The sequence below is a fragment of the Bacillus sp. AFS031507 genome, assembly GCF_002584635.1.
Taxonomy (GTDB): Bacteria; Bacillota; Bacilli; order Bacillales; family Cytobacillaceae; genus Neobacillus.
In genome coordinates this window covers 167,413-176,246 of sequence record NZ_NUOW01000016.1, presented here as the reverse complement: position 1 = coordinate 176,246, position 8,834 = coordinate 167,413, and the positions used below count along the sequence as shown (strand labels likewise).

Genomic DNA, 8,834 nt, shown 5'->3' with positions numbered 1-8,834 from the left:
CTCAAATATCCATTCATCTAATTGTTTTTCTGATCGTTTGATCTCTTTTTCATCTTCACTTTTAAAAACGACTTCCATTACATACCGGCAAAATAAGTCGGGACAATCCGCACTTGTTGTAGTTTACCATCTATATATGCGATTTTCCCCAGTTTTAATGTAAGAGGAGTTCTTGGTAATGAAAGCACATTTCCATTTTTAATTTTGGTAATTTGATTGGTTAAATAACAGGTCGTGCGTCCATTTTTCGGTTTGTATTTTGGAATCTTTGGCTTTCCGGAAAAGTTAGTAGGATTAATTTTATATTTCTTGGAGGCTTCGAAGAAACTTTTCCAATCATCATATACCTTTTTTATTGTTTGTTGATTGGACTGTGAGGGCATAGAAAGGTAATCGGTTTGTTTCATCACTTTAAACAGTGCTTCTACAAAGGTATAGGGAAGGAATGCTTTCTTTGGATGAGGCATTTCAAATAGCTTCTGTTTTGGCTCCAAAACGTGACCATTATTTTCAATTTTTTTAGGCTTAGATTTGGCTCTCTCAAAACTTTTTAGACGAATTTTATTCATTTCAGGTAAATGGACTTGAATATCGGTAAGAACTTGAAGTTGATTTTCATTTCTTGTTTCTTTTTTTAAAGCAGTGTAAACCTGTCTAATATAGTAGTTGGTGATATTGTACAAGTTTTTCGCTTTAAAACAGAGTGAGTCACAGTAGTCGAATAATTCATGTTCCGGATGAATTTGTATTTTATAGGATCGATACATTTCATTCACCCCTCTCCAAAAAGGAACAAACGTTCTGCTTATATTCCCATTATACCAAAGAATTTCAAAGAATGTATAGTAAAATTACTTGCATTATCCTAAAAAAACGAACAAAAATACAGCTTATATCCCCATATCTAAAGCTAGGGGTTTTACGCTGCTTTTTGATAAATTCATCCTATCATTTCATTAAGATGTCGTCTCTGTCTAATAATGAATAGAAGAGTGTTGGCTGAGTCAACACTCTAATTAACAATAACTTGTTTAAAAAGCCTCCTAAATTGCTCCCGATCTTCTTCTGTAAAAGGCTTGGGTCCCTTTGTTCGCTTTCCGCTTTTTCGAGCCATGGCACTTAAATACCGTGATTGTAATAATTCGTCAATGTTTTCATTTGTATAGCTAAACCCTTTATGGTGAAGGACTATACATCCTTTTGCTAAACCTAGCGATGCAAGTCCATAATCTTGCGTAACAATAATATCTCCTGATTGGGCTAACTTCATAATCCGATAATCGGCGGCATCTGCTCCAGAATCAACATAAATGATTTCCACTCCTGAAGGTTGTTCCGCATTTGAAAAATGAGAAAAGCTCGTAACAAGAATGACAGGAATTCCCGCGTTCCTTCCCTCCGAAATAATAATATCTTTTACCGGACAAGCATCTGCATCAACATAAATTTTCATCTTTATCTCCCCTGTAAAAAGTTCGAATTAATAGTGATACTATTGCTAAATTGAGCTTTTGTCAAACAATGTAAGCACAGGTGCTTCGCTTATAAATTTATAAGCCCCCTTTGGAAGATTAATTAATAAATAGCTCAGCAAGTAGCTGCTTTTACCTCATAAATAATCAGCCTTTTTACTACAACACTCACAATAGTGAAGAGTAAAAAGGCTGAGAACAAATTATATTAATGTACCATTTTTCATAATCAATTGGTTATCAATGTAGAAATCGGGTTTTTTGACGACACCATCAATATGTACCCCAGCAGAGATGGTTCCGCCAAAGGTGTTATTACTACCAAACGCAACATGAATGGTTCCGAACACTTTTTCATCTTCTAAAACAACACCTGTAATTCTTGCTTTATCGTTTGTCCCGATACCAAATTCCCCTAGCAGCCTGCCGTCGCCATCTCCTAATATTTCTAATAGCTTTTCAGCCCCATTACCTTCTGCTTGGACAATCCTTCCTTCTTCAATTGTTAGCAGCACCGGAGTTTCTAGTCGGCCTATACCTGCGAATGATCCATCAACAAGGATTTGACCATCTGCTTTTCTTTCGACTGGGGCAATATAGGCTTCCCCTGAAGGAAGGTTTCCAGATTCACCTGGGTTTAAATACATTCCCGTGCTCGGGATCCCATCTCGTTCTGCGATCGAGAAAGAGAGTGTGTACCCATCTTTTTCAATTCGAACTATTTCCCCGTTTGTAAGAAGTTCTGTTACACTTTCTGTTAATTCCTTAACCTTTGAGTAATCAGCTGAAATGGCACCTTCTAAAAACATATCTTCTGTAATCCCTGGCATAGTCGCAATTCTTGTTCCTGATGCGGCTGCATTCTTTCTTGCCTGGGTATGTGTTAATGAATGGTCAGTGATGCATACAACGACATCGGATTGAACCATTGCAGCTGCAATTGATGCTGGTGGCTCTTCTCCAGACTTTTTCCTTTCCTTCATAACGACAAGCATCGCTTCGGCACCTAGTAATTTACCTGCTTCGTATAAAGATTCTCCAAGCTCCTTCTTCACATCATCAGTAACAACAAGAAATAATTCATTTGCCTTTAATCCTAAACATTCTTGCAATACATTTTTACTTATCTCAACTAACTGTTCTTTCACTTTTCATCACCCTTTATTTAAATCATTTCCGATACTAATTTTGCCATAATAGCATTCGAAAGTATAACGGGAAGCCCGGTGGCATTTACCACTAATTCGCGCGCTTCCTCGGAATACCCCATGCAATCTAGTAAAATGATATCCACACTGTTCTTTAGTTCATTTGCTGCTGCTTCATAGCTGGCCATATCGTGTTTGTATGGGGAAGCTACAGCAAATAATGGATCCATTCCATATGGTGAATATTTCGGCTTTAGATTTACTTTTTGTTCAACTAACGGCACAATCACGCCAAAGCGGCGGTTTGCAACTAAGGCTTTGACCGTTGGAGGAATCATGTGATCAGGTTCGATTAAAAAGGATGTCTTTGTCGTTAGACCTGGGAAAACTCCGGTACAAAGTAGTAAAATCTGTTTGATTCCAATCTCCTCTAAATAATCTATTTTTTCTTGTAAAATCGGTTTGATTTTTTCACGAGACATGATAACTGATTCATTTGTCACCAAACGAGAGGTCAGCACATAATCATTCGCTTCTGGATATAAATTTTGCTCAATATACTCTTTTGTCATCCCATCTAAGACACCGACCTGAACAAGTTCCGCTCGGCCATTCAAATATTTCTCAATAATTGGCGCAACATCTGTCCTTGGAGCTTGGCCAATTGTAATCATTCCTAGTTTCTTCATCTCTTCACCTCAAATTTTCAAAATGAATAAAGGAGGGCAACAGCCCCCCTTCTCTATCTATAGTTGAGAAGCTTTTTGCCCCATCGTCTGTAACCTTTTCATAGAACCGTAGAGCTCTTCAATTTTTGTAAATTCGTCCTCACTATAAAGCTGACATGTCCCATTAGTTGTTTCTTTTGCTACTTCCACAGCGAAGCGAACTGCATCAGCAATATCTGTTTCATGGCTCGCACCTGTCCCACATCCTGGAACAACTGATTGTGCTGTAATGGCAACTCCAACAACAGGTGCTTCTGTTGCTACTGCCGGCTGTAGAATGGAATTAATATGATATAAGTCATTTCCATATGGTGTAATATCTTGGGTAGTTATTGGGAATGTAACAGCCAATTGACCTGTAGTCATTTCCATAATCCGCAGTAAATCATCACTGACACGAAGGATATAACCTTCCTTTACAGTTGGTGAAATGGCAATTCCTTTATGGTTGATGACACGATTGCCCTTTGTCGTATCAATCGAAATAACAGCTTCCATTTCAGGTACCACTTCATACTTATTCATTGTCAAAATATCAACCGGTGAATCCATAAAGTCAACAGGTTCATGTGGCCGTGTTGGGGCATCTGGACAAATATGCGTCGTTACAATTACATCGCCTAAAAGGGTATCACCTTTTATTTGCATTTCCGCCAATTTTAGAGCCGAAGCGACTGCCGCAATCGCACCATCAGCATCAGAAACCAATCCAATTCGGCTTGGACGAGCGCCAATTCCGCCCAGACGGCCAATGATTCCAAAGGTAGTTGCATCCCCACCCTTGCTTTTACCATTTGATCCCGGAATAACAATTTTAACAAAGTCTGTACTGCCCTTTTCACCTGTAACTGTTTGTACGGAAACCGTTACGTTTGAAAATTGGCTGAATAATTCCTTTACATTTTCCCCTGTCACATAAGCACTATCTAAGGTTTCGAGCACAGTTAGTGTTTGCTTAAGTACCATTTCCTTTTCCTCCTAATCTATTAAAAGCAATATTGTAGAATTGACTTCTTAATGACTTCTTCTACTGGTTTCATTAATTTTTCATTTCTCATCGTGCTGCTCAAGATTAAATTTTCTTTTGGAACCGAAATAACCGAAATGTATTTCCCTTTTTCCATTGCAGCTGTAACAATTGGTTCGGCGGTTTTTGCATCAAGAGTCATGATTAAATCTGGGAATGTCGCGAACCGTTCACCATTTTTTTCAATCGTCATATATTCATTCCAGAATGTTAATTCATAAGCATCATTTATGATTACTGTTCCAACATCAAAGCCGCCAGATGTCTCGAGCGTAAAATCTGTTACAATCCCTTCTGTTACGACTTTACCTCCTAATTTTCTCACCACTGCATCAATGGCTGATTCCCCGATATTACTTAACAAAGCTTCCCCAACCTCTATTGCCTGTTGAATGGCGCCTGCTGCCCCATTTGCCTTCGCATAGGCAACCGTTACAGGGTTCCTCGCAACAGCTAATAATCCCCCGGCCTCAACTGACGCTTTGCGAATCATGGTAGAAGCTTTATCAAGCGAACCGGAAATCGTTAACTCCATATAGTTAGCCCCTTTCCCGCCAACTGCTGCTTGGTGGGAAAGGTAATTTGCCTGTTCGGATAGATTCATTGAACCCATTGAACCTGTTGGATGCGCCCTGCCATTACAAGGAATATCTATAATTGGAATCCCTGTTACGGCTGATTGAAACCAGCCATTCACCGTAGTACCTGCTCCATTTTCATTCGTGATAATCCCCTGAATGGGCTTTCCGATCTTTTGCGAAAGGAGATCTAAAGCCCTAGTATAATGAATAGGTTTTACAAATTTATCTTTTGCTGCCGGTGCACCTACCAATGACACCGTAACAAGTAAATCTTCATCTTGAAGTTCATCAACTGTATAAAGTTCTGGCTGGGCAACATCGAGTGCAAGATTGCCAATTTGAAGGCCGTCATCAATCCAACCGCCTCCACCGCCTCCAAGAACAGCACCACCATATACGGCGTATTCCACCATTTTTTTATCTAAACTAATTTTTGCCAACCTCTCTCGCCTCACTTACCTATTTTAAATACAGAGTTGAAGAAGCTGAATAATGCATCACCAGCGATAAATCCAGCAGCTAAAATACTCATTGAAGTTTCCGCTTCTTTCCCCTTTGCTTTAAGCCAAATCATTCGAATCAAGATACCAGATAAAACAGCCCAACATGCATAAGGTGTTAAAATTAATAAACCTGTCGCAAATAAGACCCCTAACTGACGGTTAGGACCACCGATGAATTGAATAATTGCTCCTGGAATAGCCCACATTAACAGTTTCATGGCAACATCGCCTGATGCACCCGCTTTAATTGTTGAAACATAAACCGTATCAATCGGTGGGACAAGATGTTGGGCAAAATATCCTTTATAGGTAACGATTACTGTTAATAGAGCAACGCCAAATGCAATCATTGCAGTAACATATTGTTGTTTTCTTCCGGCAATTTCAAACTCCTTATCTTGCCCATTTCCACGGAGAATATGACCTGTTTTTAAGTCATACCCCATATCAGCAAATGCAGGACCGGTTGCTGCACTAAAGCCAGCAAGTAAAGCAAGCGCTACAGGTGGAAAACCCACCATCATCCCAATTAGAAGAGTAATAAATGCCACAGCAAACGCTGGGAACCATCCAGAGTGCATCGCGGCAATCCCAACAATCAACTCATGAACGAAAGCAGCAAAGGCTGCAAAAAACAAGAATCCAATAAACATACCAGGAGACATGTCAGTCAAAAGTCCTCCCGTAATAGCAATGATTAGCGCAATCACTAAATAAAGAACAAAACCAATACCTAACGCTTTTTTTGCCTCATTAATTGGGCGTGTTAATAAAGAATCATCATCTACCGCCTCTAAAGTGGCAGCCACTTCGGATTTACTAGATTTCGCTGATTTTTTTTGCTTCCCAAAAATCAATATAGAAACCTGGATTAACGCCACGATTCCTGCACCAATCATGATTCCATGGGCAATATAAAGCTGGTTAACGTCGACGCCGAACCATGGGACAGAGTACTGACGAATCATTAATCCAATTCCGAACATAGTAAGTGCCCAAATATTACCGATAAAGGCGACACCAAATGCCGACATTGGAATATGAAGGAATGAACCTACTATACCGATGGTTGTCCCAATTCCAAGGAGTCCTGCACGCTTTCCGCCCTTATCACCTGCCAGGATGGATTGAGCAGTTGCTACACCAGGAGCCCACGTTCCAGATGCAGGAAACAGCTTTGAATCAAATAGCTTGTAAAGAATCCGTGCATCTACAAACATCGCTAATGCGGCACCAAGTAACATCGGAAGAATTAATTCCGTTTTTCCCATAAGATAAGGGATCCCAATCGGAATTAATAAACTATTTGCAGCACCAAATGTTGCGGATGAAATGGCTGTTTGCACTAGGTTTTGGCGATGAACCGATTTGTATTTTTTGAAAATATTGAGTGGAATTCTAGCAATCAACATGGCAATAAGAGCACCAATAATAGCTGTATTCGGTGTTACCCCAAGAGTGGTAACGATTTGCATACCGATAATTGCACCGAAAACACTTGTAACAACGGTCAGAATCAGAGCAAATGGTTCAAAAATTCGCGGATGTTTTTTTACGTCTTGTTCATTTTTCACAAAAATACCCCCTGTCTATATATTTTGTAGTTTTTCTGAAACTTCCTTGTACGCAATAAATCTTTAGAAAAGTGCAAAACTTTCATTATGATTACAGTTTTTTTACCATTCCATTTCCCTCTGTGATTTGTTTCTCCCGTGTGCCAATTCTCTTTTTAAGAATAAAACCTATATGCACAGTGCTTAGGAGAATTCCTGTAAAAACGAGTCCAGCACCAAATATTTTTTTTACAGTAAGGGGATTTTGGTAAATCAAAAAATCTAATAACATCGTCATAATTGGTTGTAGGTTTAGCACAATAGATGACCTTGAAGCACCCAGATTATTCATAGCCTTATTCCACATCATTGTAGTTATACCTTGGCCAATCAACACTGACACGACAGCGAATACCCAAATTGAAATGGAATGATTCCAATCAATGTCATTTCCTATTAAGATGAATGGATCAAAAATAATTGCACTAATGAAAAAGCTATAGGACGTAATAATGAATGGTGATACACGCTTTGAGAGCAAACGGACAAAAATAAGGTTGAAGGAAAATGTTGTGGTGGCACCAAGTAATAATAAATCCCCCATGCCGAAGACAAATTGTCCTTTGACAGATAATACAAAATATAATCCAATAATTGCAATGACACTTCCAAAAATCATCTGCCGAGTAATCTTCTCTTTAAGGATTACACCCGCAAGAGCTGCCGTAATCAGTGGAGACATGCTGAAAATTAACGAAGCATTGGTCGCTGTTGAATATTTTAAGCCTGTAAATAAGAATATTTGATTGGCAACCAAACCAATTAAACCAGCACAACAGAAAAGCATGAATTCCTTCCGTCGCAGTCGAACAAAGGATTTAGTGATTAACCCCATCAAACAAAAGAAAATCGATATAACAGTCAAGCTAAAAGCGGATAGGAAAAAAGGAGAAAATTCTTTTAGCAGGAATTGCCTTGCAAGATAGTTCCCTGCCCAAATAAGAACACAAGTTAAAAGAATGAGATAGGATTTGGCCAAAAAATAACCTTCTTTCAAAGCAAAAACCTTATTTTAAGCTTTTCGCATGGTTAAATGTGGCCGAAGCCATGATTGTCATGCATTTGAAGCCTGTTGCTTGTAAAGGGTGGATGCAATCAATCCTTCTGCTTCCACTGCATCAATGATAGGAACATCTAATTCTTGCCGCAAAAGGTCTGCCAGCCCAATAGTTGAAAAACCGGTGCAGGCAAACACAATCACTTTAGCACCTTGATCGATTAGTTTATTTACTGCTTCGACTCCCCGCTCCTTGCCAGTCGGCGTTAGTAAGTCGGTAGTATTTGTTACCCCTTCTGGCTGTTGATAACCTACAATTAAATTTCCTAATAAGTTATTTATTACAGATGGTGCGGTTTCCGTAATCCCAAGTATCCCCACTGGCTGACCAATCGCTAAAGCGGTATGCGCGGCTGCACTTCCTGCTCCAATGACTGGGATAGCTACTTCCTTTCTAAGCTCCTCGATTGCCGGATCAGCAGCACAGCTAATTGTTATAACCTTGCATCCCTCTTGCTCCAACCTTTTACCTAATTCGACAATTTTAGGGATCGCTATTTTTTCTGTTTCATCATTAAAGATTCCAAGTGGCTGATTAGGGATACATTTATTAACTGTTGGGATTCCGTAGCAATTGGAAATTATTTTTCCATGCTGTTCAAGAATTTCTTCTTCCTCCGTTGTAAAAACCCTTATGACACCAATCATTTAGTGATCTCCCTTCTAATATGATTTATCATTTTTCAGAAAAACTCGAAAGTAATG

The 8,834-nt window shown here is 39.2% G+C and carries 9 protein-coding genes; all 9 read right to left on the bottom strand.

All coding sequences use genetic code 11. The features are described 5' to 3' along the window. Nucleotides 1-77 precede the first annotated feature (77 nt). Nucleotides 78-767, bottom strand: coding sequence for a hypothetical protein (locus COE25_RS17640; protein ID WP_098933521.1), 690 nt, complete (start codon nt 765-767; stop codon nt 78-80). A gap of 245 nt (nt 768-1,012) precedes the next feature. Continuing rightward, nucleotides 1,013-1,453, bottom strand: coding sequence for a YaiI/YqxD family protein (locus COE25_RS17635; protein WP_098933520.1), 441 nt, complete (start codon nt 1,451-1,453; stop codon nt 1,013-1,015). Nucleotides 1,454-1,675: 222 nt separating this feature from the next. Further along, nucleotides 1,676-2,620 carry an aminopeptidase gene (locus COE25_RS17630; protein ID WP_098933519.1) on the bottom strand — a complete coding sequence of 315 codons (945 nt, stop codon included), beginning with the start codon at nt 2,618-2,620 and terminating at the stop codon, nt 1,676-1,678. A gap of 17 nt (nt 2,621-2,637) precedes the next feature. Beyond that, the gene (locus tag COE25_RS17625) at nt 2,638-3,309 is read right to left on the bottom strand and encodes an AroM family protein (protein ID WP_098933518.1); all 672 of its coding nucleotides are present in this window, start codon (nt 3,307-3,309) and stop codon (nt 2,638-2,640) included. 57 nt (nt 3,310-3,366) lie between these two features. After that, nucleotides 3,367-4,314 (bottom strand): DUF1177 domain-containing protein, encoded by a 948-nt coding sequence (locus tag COE25_RS17620; RefSeq protein WP_098933517.1) that lies wholly within the window; start codon nt 4,312-4,314, stop codon nt 3,367-3,369. Between the two features lie 20 nt (nt 4,315-4,334). Beyond that, nucleotides 4,335-5,396, bottom strand: a complete 1,062-nt coding sequence (locus COE25_RS17615) for an S-methyl thiohydantoin desulfurase family protein (RefSeq protein ID WP_098933516.1) — start codon at nt 5,394-5,396, stop codon at nt 4,335-4,337. An 11-nt stretch (nt 5,397-5,407) separates the two neighbouring features. Further along, a complete protein-coding gene (locus COE25_RS17610) occupies nt 5,408-7,033 on the bottom strand; it encodes an OPT/YSL family transporter (protein WP_142354483.1) in 1,626 nt (541 codons plus the stop codon). 91 nt (nt 7,034-7,124) lie between these two features. Then, nucleotides 7,125-8,051 carry a DMT family transporter gene (locus COE25_RS17605; protein WP_180247530.1) on the bottom strand — a complete coding sequence of 309 codons (927 nt, stop codon included), beginning with the start codon at nt 8,049-8,051 and terminating at the stop codon, nt 7,125-7,127. A gap of 75 nt (nt 8,052-8,126) precedes the next feature. Continuing rightward, nucleotides 8,127-8,777 (bottom strand): aspartate/glutamate racemase family protein, encoded by a 651-nt coding sequence (locus COE25_RS17600; RefSeq protein ID WP_098933514.1) that lies wholly within the window; start codon nt 8,775-8,777, stop codon nt 8,127-8,129. Nucleotides 8,778-8,834 lie beyond the last annotated feature (57 nt).